The organism is Prosthecobacter sp., assembly GCF_046154365.1.
Taxonomy (GTDB): domain Bacteria; phylum Verrucomicrobiota; class Verrucomicrobiia; order Verrucomicrobiales; family Verrucomicrobiaceae; genus Prosthecobacter.
The window spans coordinates 1-19,231 of sequence record NZ_JBJXFV010000093.1; the positions used below are offsets into that span (position 1 = coordinate 1).

At 59.2% G+C, this 19,231-nt stretch carries 15 protein-coding genes; 5 read left to right on the plus strand and 10 right to left on the minus strand.

Annotated elements, in window-relative coordinates; all coding sequences use genetic code 11:
• Nucleotides 1–180 precede the first annotated feature (180 nt).
• The 7 genes from ACKVY0_RS11980 to ACKVY0_RS12010 form a co-directional block, all read right to left on the minus strand.
• On the minus strand, nucleotides 181–2,529 hold the full coding sequence (locus ACKVY0_RS11980; RefSeq protein ID WP_409215055.1) for a hypothetical protein: 2,349 nt from the start codon (nucleotides 2,527–2,529) through the stop codon (nucleotides 181–183).
• A 125-nt stretch (nucleotides 2,530–2,654) separates the two neighbouring features.
• Nucleotides 2,655–2,888 carry a hypothetical protein gene (locus tag ACKVY0_RS11985; RefSeq protein WP_409215056.1) on the minus strand — a complete coding sequence of 78 codons (234 nt, stop codon included), beginning with the start codon at nucleotides 2,886–2,888 and terminating at the stop codon, nucleotides 2,655–2,657.
• A gap of 57 nt (nucleotides 2,889–2,945) precedes the next feature.
• Nucleotides 2,946–5,060: a BatA domain-containing protein gene (locus ACKVY0_RS11990; protein ID WP_409215057.1), complete on the minus strand. Its 2,115-nt coding sequence runs from the start codon at nucleotides 5,058–5,060 to the stop codon at nucleotides 2,946–2,948.
• 211 nt (nucleotides 5,061–5,271) lie between these two features.
• On the minus strand, nucleotides 5,272–6,183 hold the full coding sequence (locus ACKVY0_RS11995) for a DUF58 domain-containing protein (RefSeq protein ID WP_409215058.1): 912 nt from the start codon (nucleotides 6,181–6,183) through the stop codon (nucleotides 5,272–5,274).
• 5 nt (nucleotides 6,184–6,188) lie between these two features.
• Nucleotides 6,189–6,587, minus strand: coding sequence for an SMI1/KNR4 family protein (locus ACKVY0_RS12000; protein WP_409215059.1), 399 nt, complete (start codon nucleotides 6,585–6,587; stop codon nucleotides 6,189–6,191).
• Between the two features lie 37 nt (nucleotides 6,588–6,624).
• Complete coding sequence (locus ACKVY0_RS12005; RefSeq protein WP_409215060.1) at nucleotides 6,625–7,641, minus strand: AAA family ATPase; 1,017 nt, start codon at nucleotides 7,639–7,641, stop codon at nucleotides 6,625–6,627.
• 202 nt (nucleotides 7,642–7,843) lie between these two features.
• Nucleotides 7,844–8,221, minus strand: coding sequence for a hypothetical protein (locus ACKVY0_RS12010; protein ID WP_409215061.1), 378 nt, complete (start codon nucleotides 8,219–8,221; stop codon nucleotides 7,844–7,846).
• Nucleotides 8,222–8,299: 78 nt separating this feature from the next.
• Here ACKVY0_RS12010 and ACKVY0_RS12015 point away from each other — a divergent pair, with 78 nt between their 5' ends.
• Nucleotides 8,300–9,490: a serine hydrolase domain-containing protein gene (locus ACKVY0_RS12015; RefSeq protein ID WP_409215062.1), complete on the plus strand. Its 1,191-nt coding sequence runs from the start codon at nucleotides 8,300–8,302 to the stop codon at nucleotides 9,488–9,490.
• A 20-nt stretch (nucleotides 9,491–9,510) separates the two neighbouring features.
• Entirely contained in the window at nucleotides 9,511–10,332 is an 822-nt protein-coding gene (locus tag ACKVY0_RS12020) for an alpha/beta hydrolase family esterase (protein ID WP_409215063.1), read from the plus strand.
• A 129-nt stretch (nucleotides 10,333–10,461) separates the two neighbouring features.
• Here ACKVY0_RS12020 and ACKVY0_RS12025 read toward each other — a convergent pair whose 3' ends face one another.
• The gene (locus ACKVY0_RS12025; protein ID WP_409215064.1) at nucleotides 10,462–10,821 is read right to left on the minus strand and encodes an arsenate reductase family protein; all 360 of its coding nucleotides are present in this window, start codon (nucleotides 10,819–10,821) and stop codon (nucleotides 10,462–10,464) included.
• Nucleotides 10,822–10,826: 5 nt separating this feature from the next.
• Nucleotides 10,827–11,741 carry an RluA family pseudouridine synthase gene (locus ACKVY0_RS12030; RefSeq protein ID WP_409215065.1) on the minus strand — a complete coding sequence of 305 codons (915 nt, stop codon included), beginning with the start codon at nucleotides 11,739–11,741 and terminating at the stop codon, nucleotides 10,827–10,829.
• Nucleotides 11,742–11,835: 94 nt separating this feature from the next.
• Between ACKVY0_RS12030 and ACKVY0_RS12035 the strand changes: the two genes are divergently transcribed.
• On the plus strand, nucleotides 11,836–14,223 hold the full coding sequence (locus ACKVY0_RS12035; RefSeq protein WP_409215066.1) for a serine/threonine-protein kinase: 2,388 nt from the start codon (nucleotides 11,836–11,838) through the stop codon (nucleotides 14,221–14,223).
• Between the two features lie 195 nt (nucleotides 14,224–14,418).
• Here ACKVY0_RS12035 and ACKVY0_RS12040 read toward each other — a convergent pair whose 3' ends face one another.
• Nucleotides 14,419–14,859, minus strand: coding sequence for a DUF5069 domain-containing protein (locus tag ACKVY0_RS12040; protein WP_409215067.1), 441 nt, complete (start codon nucleotides 14,857–14,859; stop codon nucleotides 14,419–14,421).
• A 122-nt stretch (nucleotides 14,860–14,981) separates the two neighbouring features.
• On the opposite strand from ACKVY0_RS12040, the gene ACKVY0_RS12045 reads away from it, so the two are divergent.
• Nucleotides 14,982–18,212: a PVC-type heme-binding CxxCH protein gene (locus ACKVY0_RS12045; RefSeq protein ID WP_409215068.1), complete on the plus strand. Its 3,231-nt coding sequence runs from the start codon at nucleotides 14,982–14,984 to the stop codon at nucleotides 18,210–18,212.
• Nucleotides 18,213–18,369: 157 nt separating this feature from the next.
• Nucleotides 18,370–19,074 carry a hypothetical protein gene (locus ACKVY0_RS12050; RefSeq protein WP_409215069.1) on the plus strand — a complete coding sequence of 235 codons (705 nt, stop codon included), beginning with the start codon at nucleotides 18,370–18,372 and terminating at the stop codon, nucleotides 19,072–19,074.
• Nucleotides 19,075–19,231 lie beyond the last annotated feature (157 nt).

The window sequence follows — 19,231 nt, forward strand, 5'->3', positions numbered from 1 at the left end:
CTCATTTTTTATATGTATAAACCATATCTTGTATTGCTTCCGATCTTTGTTGAATTACCACAACCAACAGACAAGTAAGTCGGATTACGATTCAATTGTGTGGAAAGGTAAGCAAATTAATACAAGATTGAGCTTTTTATCATCAGCGACCAGCAAAAACACAATCTTACAAGCGTTACATTACTTTAGCTTTAATTGTTCTTGCTCGGCTTGCAGACGTTTGAGCTGGTTGTCGAGTTCCTGCTTTTCCTCCTCGGTCTTGGCCTTGGCCATCTGGTTTTGCAGTTCCTTCATCTTCTCGGCCAGCGCTTCCTGACGACGGGCGAGTTCCTTGAGACGGTTCAACACCTGCAGATTCTCCTGCTGCTCCGCGGTTTGTTCTTCAGTGGCGGCTTTTTCTTCTTCGTAGCGCTGGTCCTTCTGTTTCAGCTCCAGATCCATGATCTGGTTCTTGTTGGCCTGCTGCGCTTCGCCGGGCTGCGGCGGGCTATTTTGGCGCATGACCTGATGCTCGCGGCTTTGCGCACGATGCAGCCATTCGAGCGCGGTCTGCTCAAAGGTGAGCGCTTGATTGAGCGGGGAGCGTTTCTTTTCGGCAGATGCCTGCTGGAGCGGCGGCTGGGCATCTTTGAGGGCCTTCCAAGCTTCGGTGAGCGCTTGTTTGATCTCGGTGTCCTCGGCTTCTTCCATGCCTTCTTTGACCTGCTCCAACGCGATGCCAACGGACTCATGCACGACGTCGATGTCGGGTGTGGCGGCTTCGATGACGCGCCCCGCGTTGGTGTCGCGGATGATCTTCCAGGTGGCGTTGACGATCTGTTTGACGAGATCGACGAGCTTGTCGCTTTTGGCCTTCGGTTTTCCCGGTTCGCTCGGTGGCGCTTCCATCTCACGGAAAATGTCTTCAAAGTGGCGCACGTCGGCGAAGAACATCTCGCTCATGTTGCGGCGCACTTCGCCTTTGGGGCCGGTGTCCTCGGCCCAGAGGTAATAGCTGACGAGTTGTCGCGGCTCGGCTTTTTCCTTTTCGAGGACGAGGTCGGCGCGCACCTCCTGCTTTTTCTGCGGCGCGGTGACGGGATGCTTGAAGAGAATTTCTTTGCTATTGCCGTTGATGCTGAACACCGCGCCGGATTTCGTGACGCCGAGGTCATCGGAGACTTTCGCTTCGACGGGCAGCTCTTGAATGCTGGAGACTTGCAGGTCGCGTTTCGGGAAGACGACTTCGATTTTGGCGAGCTGGTTGGATTGGACGGTGACGGTGATCCACGGTGGGTTTTTGTTCGCTCGATCAGCCTCGTCCACGAGGTGCAGGCGGTATTTCTGCGACTTCTCGGCTTTCATCACACCCTCCAGAATGGTGGGGTCTTCGGAGGAAGGTGTGAGAGTGATGATGCTCTGATCTTCACCGTAGAGTTCTGCGGCCGTGATGTGACTCGGAGGAGTGGGTTTGTCGGACTTGTCTGACAGGTCGGACTTTTCAGACGTGTCAGACGGTTTGGCAAAGGGATCGGAGGAAATAGGAGCGGCTTTTGGTGCGAGCGCACTTGGGATCAGTGGCTTGTTCACTTTGATCTTCCAAGCGATGATGGAGCCTTCCAGCGCAGTGACCTTGAGCGTGTTCTTGGTTTCTTTGGCGGGAAGCTTCGTGTAGGCGGGCGGGGTGACGATGACATCGGCGCGAACGAGCGCGGGATAATCGAAGACGGTGATGCTGTGCTGCTGCGATTTCTGATTGGCGAATTCGACGTGGTATTTCGTGTCGCGGTCGATCTTGCTGATGAGGCCGCCGAAGACCTGTTGATCGACGGTGAGACGCATGGGCAGGCGGTCGAGGATTTTGCCATCGGCTTCACTGACGAAGAGAGTGGCATCGGCAGGCACAGGGCCGGTGAAGCGGGCTTCGATGATGAGGCGGGAGCCGCGTTCGACTTCGGTGTCGCCGGGGGTGAGGGTGGCTTTGAATTCGGTGGGTTTTTCTGGGGCAGTGCTGAGTGCTGAGTGCTCAGTGCTCAGTTTGGCGCTGGGTGTTTGCAGACGCAGAGCGATGTCGGTGGCGAGGAAGGTGATGACGGCGATCCAGGCGGCAGCGAGGGCACGGGTGTAAGGCTTGTTGGCGACGGTGACGGGCCAGTTTTGCGTGGCGGCTCGGGCGAGGGCCTGATCGATGAGACGCTCGTGGAGGAAGGTGGTGGGTTCCGTGGCCTGCGGCTCGTGGTCGATGGCGGTGAGGAGCAGGGAGTCGAGGACGGGGTGCTGGTGCTCGATGAGACGGGCGATGTCGCGGTCGCTCCAGATGTTGCGGCGGCCTTTGAGCCAAGCGATGAGGCCGAGGGCGATGAGTCCGAGCATGGACCAACGGTCGATGTGCCTCGGGACGTGATAGCCGGTGATGGCGGCGATGAGGAAGCTGCCGCGAACGAGAATGCCGAGCGCGAAGGCAACGGCGAGATGGCGCATGAGGCGAGCGCGACGCAGGGACTCGCGAACTTCAGCGATGCGGGCTTCGAGGATGGTGCGTGCGATCATGGTGGTGATTTGGTGTTTCGTCCTCGTCCTCCTACTCGAACTCGTCCTCGATCAAATCGTGAGCGATGGGCGAGGCGGGAACGAGTTTGGGTAAAATTGCAGGATTGGTTTGCGGCAGAAGGCAGTCAGTGGCGAAGCCAAGTGGAGAGAGTTGCAATGACTGATGATGCCTTGTCCCAAAAGACTTCGCCATGACGCATGGCGAACAAGGCGAAGCCGGTGGCAACAGCAATGACAATGAACCAGGCGCTGAGACCCAATTGAACGATGGCCTCGATCAGGAACAGAAACGAGAGCACTCCGCCAAAGACAAAGCCGCAACCGAAGTGCAGGCGTTTGTCATGTGAGGTCAGGCTCATGGTGTTAGCAGTGCGGAAGGATCGAGGACGAGTTCGAGTAGGAGGACGAGGACGATTTTATGCGGTGGCGGGGATGCTGTGTCTTGAACGGCCTGCGAACCAGGTTTCGAGCAGGAGAACGGCCAAAAGACCGAGGAGAATCCACCACCAGGAACGCTGGCGTTGTTCGGTTTCGGTGGCGGAGAGGCGTTGTTGATCGGCGGAAGCGGTCGTGGCGTCGAGATCGACGGCAGAAGCGAGTTTGATGCCGTAGTCGGCGAGTTTTTGCGGTTCGAGAGGCAGGACGCGGCCTTCATCGGGCGGGAGATTCACGGCGACGGTTTGCTGGCGCTTGCCCGCCGTAGCCTTGGCGGAGGAGGGTGACGGACTCTCGATGGTGTGGAGGCCGATGAGTTCGGTGGTGAAGGTCTGGCCGGGTTTGAGCGTGTGCGTTTTGTTGTCGGGATCGGTGATGGTGTGGGATTGCGTGGCGTCGAGCGGGAGGGTATCGCCAACGATGAGCGAGGCGGCGGGATCATGGCTGAAGCCGGCGGCGGCTAGCCAGCCGTAGAGAAGCGGGACGAATTTGGTGCTGAGGGCGAACTGGCTGTCGCCGGGATGCCAGCCGGAGGCGAGGAGGATGAGCGTGCCTTTGCCAATGCGCGCGGTGAGAATGGCGGGATGGCCGTTGTCGAAGGAGGCGAGGGTCTCCAGAGATTTATGATTGATGATTGGTGATTTATGATTTGGAAGAGTGATGACGCGGTGGTGCCAGAAGCGGAATTTGGTGAAGTCGCGGAGGCGTGGATCGGCGAAGGGTTTGAGCAAGGGGTGGGCGGTGTTGACTTCGCCGAGCATGCGGTAGTCGTCGGTGGTGTCGCCGTCGGTGATGGTGAGATCGTTGAGGCCGGTGAGGGCTTTGATCAAAGTGGCGTCGGTGGGCGAGGCGATCACATGGACGAGGAAGCCGCCCTGCGTGAGGAAGTCGCGGAGGGCGGTGTTGGTTTCCGCATTGGTGGTGGCGCCGGAGAGGAAGATGATGTCGGGATTTTGCGCGGGGAGTTTTTGGTCGGCACTGAGTGCGGGCGCGAGCGTGGTGGTGGGCTGCAAGGCACGGCTGAGGTAGTAGAGCGGCGCGGCGGCTTCATCGCGGGTGGTGGCGTCGCCGAGGAAGTGAATACGCACGGTGCGTGGCTGCGGCGGAGCGATGTAGAGGTGGTTGTCGAAGTCCTGCGTGTCGCCGGTGAGAGTGAGCGTGATGGCGTTCGTGGAATTCGGCGGTGCCGTGAGGATGCGTGAGGCACCGGGTTGAAGCTGGGCAGTGATGGAGTCGGATTTGGGAGCGTCTTTCCAGGCGAGCGTGAAGTCGCGGAGGCGGGAGTCGCGGTTGTTGGCTAAGCGGACACGGATGGTGGAGGCTTGGGTGTTGGCGGTGGCATCCGGACGGGCAGGAGTGTCCGTCGTACTTTCGGAAGCGGCGAGAGCGAGGGAAAGGTTGTCGGGATTTGTGGGATCGAGGCGATGGACTTGAAGGCGGAGATCGGCAGGCCAGGCGATGGTGCGCAACGCATCGAGGTGCGTGCCTTCTTGAAGATCGGTGATGAGGAGGATGTGCTTTTTGAGCGAGGCGGTGTTGGTATCGAAGAGCGCAACGGCATCAATGAGGGCGCGATCGAGATGCGTGGCGGACCATGAAGGCGAATGAGCCGCGAGACGCGTGGGGAACTCGGTGGTGCGTGAAGCGGGGCTGGCGCGGTCTTCTTCGAAGGTCCAGAGCGGCGTGAGTTTTTGATCGAAGACAGCGAGTGCGACGCGGTCGGTGAGTTTGGCAGACTGCGCAGTGCGCTTGGCTTCGTCGAGAGCGCGTTGCCAAAGATCATCGCGACGCATGGAGGCGCTGCGGTCGATGAGGATGAGCGTGGCGCGGTCGGGAGAGGTGGCGGCGGCGGATTCGCTGCGGAGCAAGGGCCGCGCGAACATCAAGGCGAGCAGGATGAGCGCGAGACAACGCAGCAGCAGCAGCAGCCAGTTCTCGAGGCGACGTTTGGAAACGGGGACAGGCGTTTGCGCGTCGAGGAAGAGCAGCGAGCTGAACTCCACGCGATCCTGCGGCGGGCGACGACGCAGATGCAGCAGGATCGGCGCGATGATGGCGGCGGCACCGGCGAGGTAGAGTGGGAAGAGCCAGGTCATGCGGATGTTTGGGTTCGTCCTCCTACTCGAACTCGTCCTCGATCATTTGATGGTCGCTGGATGCGGCGGGAACGAAAGTCGGATGGAGAAACTGAAAATGGAAAACTGAAAATGGAAAATGGGGTGCCGGAGGGGTGAGGCTGATTTGCGAGCTTGTGGTGTGGCGGCGTGGCAGAATCGAGGACGCGTTCGAGTAGGAGGACGAGTAGGATTAAGCTGTGGCGAGGCGCTTGGAGGTTTTCTTGCGCTGGCGGGCGCTGAGGAAGGTGAAGAGGACTTCTTCGAGCGGTTTGTCGGTGGGGCACCAGTGGTATTCGACGTTGTGGCGCTCGCAGGACTGCTGGATGTGCTCGCGGTGGGCGGCGAGACGCTTCAGATAGGTCTCACGGGCGAGATGCGGGTCGATGAAGCGTTCAGCGCCGCTTTCGGCATCGCGGAAGTGGGCGGATTTTTCGAAGGTGAAGTCGATCTCGGCGCGATCCATGAGATGGAAGAGCACGAGGTCATGTCCCATGGCTCCGAGGAGAGCGAGTTGCTTCTCCAAGTGCTCGATGGGCGCGAGGAGATCGGTGATGAGGCAGATCATGCCACGTTTGCGCAGCAGATCAGCAAGCTGGCCGATGGAAACGGCCAACGAGGTTCCAGTGGCCTTCGCGGGGCGCTCCAACTCGGTGTTGATGCGTCGCAGATGACCGGGGCGATTGCGCGGCGGCAGGTGTTCTTCGATGCCTTCCGCAAAGGTGGTGAGACCGGCGGCATCGCCCTGCTTCATGAGGAAAGATGCGAGTGTAGCGGCCAGCGTGGCGGCGTAATCGGCTTTCGTGTAACCCTGCGAGCCGTAGCCCATGGACTTGCTGTGATCGATGACGAGCTGGCAGCGCAGGTTCGTCTCGTCCTCGAATTTCTTGATGAAGGTGCGGTCGCTGCGTGCCAGCACTTTCCAGTCGATGTAGCGCGGATCATCGCCTTGGACATAGGCTCTGTATTCGGAGAACTCGACGGAGAAGCCGTGATACGGGCTGCGGTGCATCCCCTTCCACAAACCCTCGACGACGACTTTCGCGCGAAGCTCAAGAGACTTGATGCGCATCAGCGCTGCGGGATCGAGGAAGGTGGTCGGCATAGTGCTCAGTGCTCAGCGCTCAGTAAATGAGTGACAAAAGTTTCAAAATTGGGAGCCAGTTCTATCGCGGCATCTGGTTCCATTCCAATCATCGGAATCATGCTGACTCGTGGATCACCGCTGGAACGAAAATCGAAAGCGATTAGTTCACCGCCTCCATTGGAGCCGAACCCCATAAACCCAGGTGCCCACTTCGGAACTTCATAGTCGCGATTGAACTCATGAACCTCTTCAACTTTCCACAAGACCAAATAGCCGGGATCGATGTTGAGATCACCTTCGCAACCATTCGATCGCCTGAGCAACTCGATATAAGCAGTTGGCAGCTCAAAAGCAGAACCATCAACAAGCATTCGAAGCGCGGCCTCACTAGCAGGTAGCTCCGACTGAATGGTGTTGTTCATACTTGGCTGAAAAGAATACTGAGCACTTGGAGCGAAGTTATCCCTTCACCGTCTCCAGCAGCTTCGCGATGACCTTCTCCACCGTGATGCCTTCGGCTTCGGCTTTGTAGTTCACGAGGATGCGGTGGCGGAGGACGGGGAGGGCCATGGCGCGGATGTCGTCGGCGGTGACGTGGGTGCGGTTGTGGAGGAGGCAGCGGGTTTTGGCACCGAGGACGAGGTTTTGGCTGGCGCGGGTGCCTGCGCCCCAACTGACCCATTGGTTGATGAAGTAGGGCACGCCATCGCGACCGGGACGGGAGGCGGCAGAGAGGCGGACGGCGTAGCGGGCGATGTCGTCGGCGATGGGGACTTTGCGGACGACCTGTTGGAAGGCGAGAAGTTGCTCGCCAGTGAAGAGATGCTGCACGGGCTCGCCTTTGCCGCTGGTGGTGCGGGTGACGACGGTGACTTCATCGTCCTCGCTGAGGTAGTCGATGACGATGTTGAGCATGAAGCGGTCGAGCTGGGCCTCGGGAAGCGGATAAGTGCCTTCCTGCTCGATGGGGTTCTGCGTGGCGAGGACGAAGAAGGGCTCGGGCAGGTGCATGGTCTTGCCATTCACGGTGACTTGATGCTCCTGCATGGCTTCGAGCAACGCGGCCTGCGTTTTGGGCGGCGTGCGATTGATTTCGTCGGCGAGGATCATGTTCGCGAAGACGGGGCCGCGACTGAAGACGAGTTTGCGGCCGTCGGGGCTGTCTTCGAGGATTTCGGTGCCGGTGATGTCGGAAGGCATCAAATCGGGCGTGAACTGAATGCGCTGGAAGCTCAAATGGCAGACATCGGCGACGGTTTTGACGAGCAGGGTCTTCGCGAGGCCCGGTGCGCCGGTGATGAGGCAATGGCCGCCACTGAGGAGGGCGATGAGCATTTCATCAATGACATGCAACTGACCGACGACGACCTTGCCAACCTCGGCAAAGAGCCGCTGGCGTGCGGTGGCGAGCAGTTCGACGATCTGGCGTTCAGTAAGGGGGGCGGAGGACGGCGGAAGGTCGGGAGGGGCGCTCATAAGGTGTGTGGTGTACCCAAACAGCGACGCGGGTGCCAAGTTTTCATCGCACCGAACGGTAGGGCAAAATCGGCGGGAAGTTCTCGGGCCATTTTCAGTTTTCCATTTTCCATTTTCAGTTCTTCCATGCCAGGGAGGTCTGCCCTCCTGAAACATGGAGGAAATGAAAATGGAAAATGGAAAATGGTTCCAGACCTCGGCACTACCTTCCGTAGGCAGGCTCGGGCTCCCAGGATTTTTCGCCGTGGCCGACGCCGATGAGTTCGGCTTCTTCCTCTTCCTCGGTTTGTTCGAGGAGCGGGGCGAAGCGTTCGGAGCGGAAGCCGAGTTCCTGCTTCACGCTGGAGTGCGGATCGTCGGGATTGTGAAGTTCCTGAAGGAGGAGCAGGAGATCGAACTCGGCACCGGCGAGTTTGATTTCGGCATCGTCGTTGACGACGAACTGGGGATTCGAGCGTCCGGCTCGGAGCGCACGCACGGTGTAGATTTGGTCTTTCTTGGGCAGGGACTTGTAAAGGTCGAAGACCCAGGGATCGAATTGATCGTCGATGCAGACGACTTGCTGGCCGGTTTTGAACATGGGGGCGATATAGCGTCCTCTTGGGCGATGGCAAGAGATTGACAGAGCACCGGGGTTTGATCGTATGCTGCGACCACCATGAAATTCATCCGCCTCACCGCCTGCCTGCTGTTTTTGCTGTCCTTGAGCCTGCACGCGGAGGTGAAGTCGATCCGCGAGAGCATGGAGGCGCTGGTGAAGGAGGGATCGCTCTCGGGGTCGGTGACGCTGCTGTATCACGAAGGCAAAATCGTGAGCGCGGAGGCGGTGGGCTTTCAAGACCTCGAAACGAAGACGCCGATGGCGAAGGACAGCCTGTTCTGGATCGCGTCGATGACGAAGCCGATCACGGCGCTGGCGGTGATGATGATCCAAGATGAGGGCATGCTGAGCATCGATGATCCGGTTATGAAGCATCTGCCGGAGTTCAATGGCCAGATGCTGATCAAGGACAAGACGGCGGAGCAAACGGTGCTGGTGAAGCCAGCAAGACCGATCACGATCAAGGACCTGCTGACGCACACGAGCGGGCTGGTGAGCAATTCGCCGCTGGATGGCGATGCGCTGGACGTGCTGAATTTGAAAGAGGCGGTGATCACCTATGCGACGTCGCCGCTGCAATTCGAGCCGGGATCGAAGTGGTCCTACTGCAATCCGGGCATCAACACGCTGGGGCGCATCGTGGAGGTCGTCAGCGGCGAGGAATACGCGAAGTTTTTGGAGAAACGCCTCTTCAAGCCGCTGGGCATGCGCGAAACGACGTTCTGGCCGAGCAAGAAAGAACTGAGCCGCCTGGCCTCCAGCTACAAGCCTACGGCGGATGGCAAAGGACTGGAGCCGACGACGATTCGCTACCTCACACCGCCGTTCTCGAACAAAAAACGTGCGCCATTGGCCGCAGGTGGGCTGTTCTCGACGGCGGACGATTTGCTGAAGCTCTATGTGATGGTGCTGAACGGCGGTGAGGCGGACGGGAAGCGCTACATCTCAGAAAAATCGCTGCAATTGATGACGGCGAATCAAACCGGTGATCTGAAGGCCGGGTTCACCGACGGCATGGGCATGGGGCTGGGGTTTCAGGTCGTGCGTGAGCCGGTGGGCATCACGGCGACACTGAGTCCGGGCACGTTTGGCCATGGTGGTGCACATGGCACGCAGGGGTGGATTGATCCGGTGAAGAAGACGATCTACATCATGCTGATTCAACGCGCGGGTTTGAAGAACGGTGATGCGTCACCGATGCGGCAGGCGTTTCAGGACGCGGCGGCTGCAACCATTGCAAAGCCGTGAGGTTTGAGAGCGCCTCCGATATGAACACCCGATCCATTCACCTGCTCGTTGCGCTGCTTGCTTTTCTGATCGCGCCGGTCGCCTGCCGTGCGCAGGTCCAGCTCCCGGCGGGTTTCCACAAGCTGGAGATCACCGTTGATGGTGTGGCACGCAGCGGGTTTGTTTATGCACCAGCGAAGGCCAAAGAAGCGCTGACTCCGGTGGTGTTCGTGTTTCACGGCCACGGCGGCACGGCGTTGCAGGCGGGACGGTCGTTTGCGATGCACAAGCATTGGCCGGAGGCAATCTCAGTTTATCTGCAAGGATTGAACACACCGGGCAAGCTGACTGATCCCGAGGGCAAGAAGCCCGGCTGGCAGCACGGTGCGGGCGCGGAAGGTGATCGCGATTTGAAGCTGTTCGACGCGGTGCTGGCGAACCTGAAGGCGAGCTACCAAGTGGATGTGAAGCGCATCTTTTCGACCGGGCACTCGAACGGCGGCGGTTTTACGTATCTGCTGTGGCAAACGAAGCCGGATGTCTTCTGTGCGATGGCTCCGTCAGCCTCGGCTTCGGCACGTCTTGCGGACACCCAATTCAAACCGAAGCCCTGCATGCACATCGCAGGCACGCAAGACCCGCTGGTGAAGTATGCGTGGCAGGAGATGACGATGAACAAGGTGAAGCAGATCAACCAGTGCGAGCCGGAGGGCAAGCCGTGGGCGCAGGATTGCACACTGTTTCCCTCGAAGGTCGGCGCTCCATTCGTGGCCTTCGTTCATCAGGGAACACACAAGTTTCCTGACGAGGCGCCGGCATTGATCGCGCAGTTTTTCAAAGAGCAGTCAGCGGCGGTGAAGTGATTCGATATAGCGCGGCAGCGTCTTGGAATGCGCCGGTCCTCCGGCGTTTTCGTGCGCCCCATGGCCTGCGAAAAGCTCCAGAGGGCTGGAGCACTCCAGGACGCTATCGCGGACTTCGATAATGCTTAATTACAAGAGCGCCGCCTGCCACTCCGGCTCCTTGAAGCCGACGAGATGCACGCCGTTCTTCGTGTCGATGGCGAAGGGGCGCTTCACGAGATTGCCGTTTTCAGCGAGGAGTTTGAGCGCAGCATCGGTGCTCATGGCAGGCAGTTTGTCTTTGAGACCGAGGGCTCGATAGTCGAGGCCGGAGACGTTGAAGAGCTTGCGCAGATCGCCACCGTTTGCAGCGAGCATGGCTTTGAGTTCGGCGAGCGACGGCGGTGTTTCGCGAATGGCGGCCTCTTCAAAGGCAACAGCGTGCTGTTTGAGCCATTTGAGAGCGTTCTTGCAGGTGGAGCAGCCGGCGTAGGCGTAAATTTTGAGCATGGCCGTTAGCTTTGGACGCATTTCATCCACGGTTCAAACTCGGGCGGCAGTTTGGCCTCGAAACTCATCGGTTGATCGTGGATCGGGTGCAGAAAGGCGAGCTTCCAGGCGTGGAGCATGAGGCGTGGGACGCGGACGCGTTGCTTGGCGGGTTGCGCGTAAATGGGATCGCCGAGGATCGGACATTGCAGTGCTTCACGCATGTGGACGCGAATCTGATGCGTGCGGCCAGTGAGCAGGCGGCATTGGATGAGGGCGCAGCCTTGATCCGTGGCAAGCAGTTGCCATTCGGTGACGGCCTCCTTGCCCGCACCATCGAGCAGGATGGACATGCGTTTGCGGTCCACGGGATGCCTGCCGATGTAGTTCTGAATGCGGCCGCTTTTCTCACGCGGCACGCCATTAACCACGGCGAGGTAGATTTTCGTGAGTCTTCGCTCGGCAAAGGCCTCGGTCAGGCGGCGGTGCGCGATGTCATTCTTTGCCACGACCATGCAGCCGCTGGTGTCTTTATCGAGACGATGCACGATGCCGGGCCGCATTTCGCCGCCGATGCCGCTGAGGTCGTCGATGTGATGCAAAAGGGCATTCACCAGCGTGCCGTCAGGATTTCCCTCCGCCGGATGAACAACAAGGCCAGAGGCTTTGTCCAGCACCACGATGTCGGAATCCTCATACAAAATCGTCAACGGAATGTCCTGGGCCTTGATCTCGACTTCGGCTACTTCCGGCACCGTGACGCTCACCACATCCCCAGCTCGCATGGTCGCCCCTGATTTAACCGGCTTGCCGTTCAGCGTGGCGTGGCCGTCTTTGATCAGGTCCTGGAGTCGTGAACGTGACATGTCCGACAAGCGCCGGGCGAGGTGCTTGTCGAAACGCTCGCCGAGTTCGGCGGTTTCAGTGACGGTCCAATCCATTTCACATACTCAAGATTCAAATTAATCAGGCAATCTGTAATTTCTGGCATTTGCCATGCGATGCAGGTAAGAAGCCACAGCCCCAAAACTCCTTTTGAACCTCGTTCCTGAACAAGCCTATCTCAGCACCTGCCCCGTGTGCCAGGGGCAGATCGACGTGACCTCGCTGGAGCCGTTCACGAAGCTGAAATGCCCCTTCTGCGGGCAGATGGTGCGTGTACGCCGACGGTTCGACCATTTCATGATCGTGCGGCAGATCGGCGAGGGCGGCATGAGCCGCGTGTTTGAGGCGGAGGATGAAACTTTAGGCCGCCGCGTGGCACTGAAAATCCTGAACCGTCAGTATGGCCGCGATGCCACACGATTGGAGCAGTTCCGCCAGGAGGCGCACATCACCGCGAATGTCACGCACCCGAACGTGATCAAGCTGTACTCCGTGGGCTATGATCAAGGCTATTTCTACATCGCCATGGAGCTGGTCGGCGGCGGCAGCCTGGAGCAGCGCATCAAGCGCGAAGGACATCTCAAGGAGGCCGAGGCCCTGCGCATCGGCCGTGAGGTGGCCGAGGGCCTGCGTGCCGCGCAGCAGCTCAATCTGATCCATCGTGATGTGAAGCCGGCGAACATTCTGTTCACCGAAACCGGCACGGCGAAGGTGGTGGACTTCGGCTTGGCGCTGTTCGCGAACCGCGGCGGTGATCAGTCTGGTGAAATTTGGGCCACGCCTTACTACGTCGCACCGGAAAAGGTCATCGACAACAAAGAGGACTACCGCAGCGACATCTTCAGCCTCGGTGCCACGCTCTACCATGCGATGACGGGCCATCCGCCGCACAAGGCGGACTCCAATGCCATCGAAGATCTGCGCCGCATCAAAAGCAGGCGTGTCGTCCTCGGCGAGTCCGGCCTGCGCTTCTCACCACGCACCGAACACGCCATCAACGGCATGCTCAGCTTCCGTCCGGAAGAACGCTTCTCGAACTACGACGAGGTGGTGGATGAAATGCGCCTGGCGGAAGGCCTGTTGAATCGTGGTGGCGTGCGGCGCAGGCTGTTTTCACGCCGCGCCAAATTGATCGGATCCATCGCCGCCGCTGTGACATTCGCTTATGGCATCGGCTGGCTGCTACGCGAAGGCGGCGAACGCAGGACGGGAGCCGCCCTGCAGATTTCAGCGGCGGATGCCCGGGACCTCTCAGGTGGCGGCGTCACGCTCAAGGCAGGCGAAACCACCTTTGCCGACGCCCGCAGGGAGCTTGAGCAACTGCACTTCAGCCAAGCGCAGAACCAGTTCGAAAAACTGGCTGATTCCAAGGACACACCGCAGCCGACCAAGAACTGGGCGCGTCTCAATGCCGCGCTGTGCAATATCATCCTCGACAAGAAGGCCGAGGCAGCGCGTCAGTTTGACAAGCTTTCCACCAGCGCCACCGAACTCAACGGCCGCACATCCTTCTTTACCAAGATCAAGGAGCGCATGGCGCGTCGTGACTTGGCGATCGGCACGGCGCAGGAATCACTGGCCTACGATGTCGGCAACGATGAAGCCGTGGGTTATCTCGTGCATGGACTGGCGGAGTGGCATTTTGGAGATCCCCGTGCGGGCATGAGTGAATTGAAAGTGTTTTTGGAAAAGCTGGATCAGGTCAAGCCGGCAGCGGTTGCGCCCAATCCGGCCGAATGGCTCACCAGCTACAAGGCGCTCGCGGAACTGTACAAATCTGACTTCGCCTTTGTGGACACTAAAACAGCAGAAAGTGCCGGAACCGTTGATGAACTGCGTGCCGCTCTCGCCGAGCTGGAGCAGACCAAGAAGCAGCTCAAGACCAGCGGAGCCTTCCGCAACGAAATTGACAACAGGCAGGCGGAACTCAAGCGCGAGATCAAGCGCATGACACTCGATCAGCAGCAGCGTCAGATGCTGGCAGACAAAAAACATCGTCAGGCCGACCTCGAACTCCTTGCCGAGGTCAACGCACTCGTGCCTTCGCTCGTGCAGGGCTACGACTACTCACGCGCCATCGAACTCCTCGGCGGCACACGCATGGAAACCGCCGACGTGCGCACGGCGCTCGACGGCCGTGTTTACCTCTACACGCAGTCGCGTGATTTCATGCGCCAGCTCACCACCGATCTCGCCACCAAAGGCTGGACCGGCACCATCTCACGCCGTGAAGGCGGCCAGATGAGCGGGCACATCACCTGCACGACAGACGGTACCACGATCAACGTCACCCTCGAGCGCGGCACGCTCTCCCTGCCGTTTGACAGTCTCACCCCCGAATCTCTCGTCGAAATCGCCCAAGCCTTTGGTTCACAGACTACCGATTCCACCGACTACTACCGCAGGCAGGAAACTCTCGCCGCCTTCGCCCGCCTCAACGGTCTCACCCAGCTCTCCGCCACCATCGCCGCCCAGCTCATGGAAGAAAACCGCTCCTTCCGTTCTCGTTGGATGAAAGTGATGGAAGCGGGGATCTAGGCGTGAGCGGGGTGGGGCGCGAGTGCCTTCGGTGCTTGGTTATTGTGCGTGACAGTGGGGAAAAGTGCTCAGTGCAAAGTGCTCAGTTTCACCCACGGCCAAACTGAGCACTGAGCACTGAGCACTGAGCACTAAAAACCCCGCTCGCCTCACGACGACCGGGGTTCTCAAAACAGTCATCAACAGACTCTCACGTCACTTGATCTCCTGCGCCCAGAAGATGTGCCAGTCGTCCAGGTTGTTCAGATCGACCGCACCTGGGTTCACGCTGCCGTCGTCGGCGATGCCATCAGCGGCAAGGATGCTCTTGCGCGTGGCGTCATCGTGGATGTAGCCCTGAATGGCGACGTTGTGCTTGTAGATGTCGCCCTTGGTCAGCTTCACACCAGGCTGGGCTTTGATCCAAGACTCAAGCTGCGGGTAGCTCGGCTTTGTGGCGATGAATGCCTTGAAGGTCTCGATGTTGATGCCCAGCGCGTCGAGTGTCATCTGGTCATAGCCGCAGCCGATGCCAGGATAGTCAGCGTGCAGCTTGCCGGCGGCTGCCAGCGAGGCTTTCTGCCAGAGGCGGGGAAGATGAATGACGCCGAGCGGGCCGGCGATGGCGGAACTGATGAGAGGAACGATCTGGCTCATGATATGGATTGGGTTGGATTTTCGTGAATGACATTCGCATCGGCGAACGCATGCGGACTGTGACGAGTCCCCTTCGCAGCGGCAAGAAGAAACGCTCGTCCTCATTTTTCCTCGCCCTTTTCATGAAAAATCTCCGTCACATCGCCCTCGCCGCGCTGCTGGCCCTTCCAGTCGTCGCTGCCGAGAAAAAAACCGCGCCAAAATCTACCCTCGAACTTCACAAATGGTCTGGTGATCTCAACGTGCCTGACCCCGTCGCCGTCACGACCGATCCGCAGGGCCGCGTCTATGTTTCCGCCACAACGCGACGCAAAGTGGCCGATCTCGACATCCGCGAGCACACGATGTGGATTCCTGATGACGTCTCGCTCACCAGCGTGGACGAAAAAGAAGCCTTCTTGAAACGCGAACTCGCTCCCGGCAAGCTGCGTCAGCCACGCGGCGGCCTCAAAGATCACAACAAGGACGGCTCCATCGACTGGAAAGACCTCACCGTTCACAGCGAGCGCATTTACCAGCTTCGCGACACCGACAACGACGGCACCGCCGACAAAATCACCGTCTTCGCCGAGGGCTTCAACAGCGTCGTCACCGGCATCGCCGCCGGCATTTTGTATCACGATGGCTGGGTCTATGTCACCGTGGCGCCCGATCTCGTTCGCCTGCGCGACACGAACGACGACGGCGTCGCTGACGAACGCGAGATCGTCGCGCACGGCTTCGGCATGCACATCGCGTATGCCGGGCATGACATGCACGGCCCGCGCATCGGTCCCGACGGCCGCATCTACTGGAGCATCGGCGACAAAGGCGTGAATGTGACGAGCAAAGAAGGCAAACAGTGGTTCTACCCGCACGAAGGCTGCGTCATGCGCTGCGAGCCTGACGGCACAGGCTTCGAAGTCTTCGCCCACGGCCTGCGGAATATCCAGGAAGTCGCCTTCGATGACTTCGGCAACCTCTTCGGCGTGGACAACGACGCCGATCTCCCCGGCGAGCGCGAGCGCTTCGTTTACATCACCGAGCGCAGCGACTCTGGCTGGCGCTGCGGCCATCAGTATCAAAAAGGCGCGAGCCGCTGGATTCGCGATGGCATCTGGCAGCCCACGCATCCCGGCCAGCCACTCTTCATCACGCCGCCGCTTGCCAATTACTCGAACGGCCCCGCTGGATTCGCACATGAACCCGGCACCGCGCTCGGCGCATCGCTCCGCGGGCATTTTATCCTCGATCAATTCCCTTCCGGCCAGATGACCGCGTTTCAGATCGTCCCCAGCGGCTCGACGTTCGCGATGAAAAACGAGCGCCTCATCCACAGCGGCATCATGGGCATCGGCCTCGCCATCACACCCGCAGGATCGCTCATTCTCGCAGACTGGTCCGGCGGTTATCCGCTCGATGAAAAAGGCGCGATTTGGACCGCCGATGATCCCACCGGCAAAAACAGCACCGAACGCCTCGAAACCGCCAAACTCATCCGTGAAGGCTTCGACTCTGCCGGTGTCGAGTTACTCTCGCATCGCGACCAACGCGTGCGCCTCGGCGCTCAGTTCGCTTTGGTCAAAAAAGGCGACTTCAAAGCTCTCGAAGCCATCGCGAAAGACCCGAAAGCAAATCAACTCGCCCGCATCCACGCCATCTGGGGCCTCGGCCAAGGCCTGCGTGCCAAAAAAATCGAGCCCAACGCGCTTGCATCGTTGCTGACAGGCAAAGACACCGAAATCCTCGCCCAAACCGCCAGGACACTCAGCGACTCGCACTCCGCGAAGCCGCACGCGACCGAACTCATCCCGCTGCTCACCAACGCATCGCCGCATGTGCGCATCCACGCAGCGATTGCGCTCGGAAAACTCGAAGAACCAACCGCTGAAAAGAATCTCATCACTCTCGCCGCCAAAGACGGCGCTGATCCTTTCCTGCGTCACGCTGTCGTCACCGGATTGGCCGGTTGCGCCACCGAATCGAACCTCGCCGCGCGCACGAAGGACAAATCAAACCTCGTGCGTCTTTGCAGCGTTCTCGCTCTCGCGCGCCAGCATTCACCGCAAGTCGTCGATTTCCTCGCCGATCGCGTTACTGCCATTGCCGATGAAGCCGAACGTGCGATTCACGATGACGCCGGCATCCCCGACGCACTTCCCGCGCTCATCCAGCGCAACTCCCGTCGTGGGTTGAACGCCTGCCTTCGCCTCGGCACCACCGAAGCCGCGCAACATGTCGTTCAAACCGCCTTAAAGCCATCCGCGCTGCAATCCGAGGCGCTCGACGTTCTTCTCGTCTGGAATTCACCGCCGCGTCTCGACCGCATCGACGGTCACGCTCACACCATCGCCGCCCGCGACTCCAAAGCTCTCACCGGAGTCGTGCAGCCGCACCTCGCTGCCTTGATGGCCCTGCAGGATGGCGATTTGAAAGCCAAGGCCGTCGAACTGCTCATGCAGCTTCAACTTCGCGTCGAACCAGAGCTGCTGCTGCAAATCATCGCCGATGAAACCGCACGCGCCCCGCTGCGCGGCGAAGCCCTCAAGCTCATGGCCTCCCAGCACGCCAAAGCACTCGAATTCGCCACCGCTCTCGATCTCGCCTCCGCCAAAGCATCACCGCCTGAACTGCGGCGCGAAGGTTTGAAGCAAATTTTTGCGCACCAACCCGCCAATGCCATCACCAAGGCCGCCAACATCCTCAATGAAGGCGACACCGTCACGAAACAACTCGCCTTCGATCTTCTAGCCACTGCCGCGACTGACAAGGCCGACGAATTGCTCTCAACCTGGCTCGAAAAAATCGCGCAGAATCAAGTTCCAGCCGCCATCCAGCTCGATCTCATCGAAGCCGCCGCCACACGCGACAGCCTGAAACCCAAGCTCGACGCCTACACGCAAACGCACACCGCCAACGACGAGTTGCTCGAAGGCGGCAACGCCACCAACGGCCGCGACATCGTCACCAACCACCTCGCCGCCAACTGCATCGCCTGCCACACCGTGGAGGCCAAGGAAGGCAGCCAGGTCGGCCCCAATCTGAAAACCATCGGCTCACAAAAAGACCGCCGTTATATCCTCGAATCGCTGCTCAACCCCATCGCCAAAGTCGCTCCCGGCTACGGCATGGTCGCTCTCACGCTCAAAGACGGCAAGGCCATCTCCGCCGTACTCGACAAAGAGGACGCCAAGCAAGTCCAGCGTCGCCTGCCCGATGGCAAAACCCAAACCATCCCCCGCGATCAAATCGCCACCATCACCCCACCCATCAGCGTCATGCCGCCCATGATCGGCATGCTCACCAAACCGCAGATTCGCGATGTCGTGGCCTATCTCGCGAGTTTGAAGTCGAAGACGAGCAAGAAGAAGTGATCACCTACAGAAACGATCCCGAAGGGATCGAAGCAGCATTTTGTTATGTCGCGGTGCGATCAAACCGGGACGGTTGACATTATCATTGCATTCTTCATGCGTGATCGTTTATCATCCCTTCAAGTTTTGCAGCCGCCGCGCTAAAGATTTTTAATTCATGAAGAACTTCCGTCCCTCGCTGTGCCTCCTTTTTCTTTGTTCTCTGAACATTTCCGTTAACGCGGCGGTGATTGGGATTTCAAACGGTACATTCGACGGCCAGATTCCCTCAAACACCGGTGTTGCTTTTGCGATTGACGGGTGGTTTGAGGAAAACACAGATTCCAACAACTATTCAGAATGGCTGCATCGTTCGGACACTGACATGGGAGTCAATGCTTCCACCGTGCTGGGTTTTTCAAACCAAAACGGGTATGTTTATTCTCATATCGGCACCTACACAGCAGATGAGATTGTCACCATCAGTGGCGACATCCTGCAACGCGCCCAACTTGGAAGCATCAATAATGGCTTCAACTTGCAGCTCCTTTCGGGTGCTTTTCCGAGTGCTGCTGACGGAACCGCGCTTGCTGTGACCTTGCTTGCCACGCATGTCTTCGGTCGGGCTGATTTAGAAACCCTCGGCATCGGAGCCGCAAGCGGTTCAACTGCCTACAGCGTACCGTTCAGCGTGAGCTTGAATTCCGGCACCACCGGGACCGATGGCAGTGCGCTTTGGCTTCGTATCACCCGGCCTGCCGCTGGTGGAGAGGTCTTCTTGGATAATCTTGTTGCCGTTTCAGCGCCCGAACCTTCCGTGGCCTTTTTGGGCGGCGGCGGTCTTCTCGCGCTAATCTTGTACCGACGGCGGCAGCGCGAATGAGTCGGAAGCGAGCAAATGGAGGCGCTTGTTTAATTCTGCTTTGTTAGAAAAATTCATTGACATTTTTGGTGGACGCGAGCATTAGGACGGACCGCGTGCGCGCATTCTGTGCGCACGCGAGCAAAGACAACAACCAGCCCAGGCCGACGTACGTCGG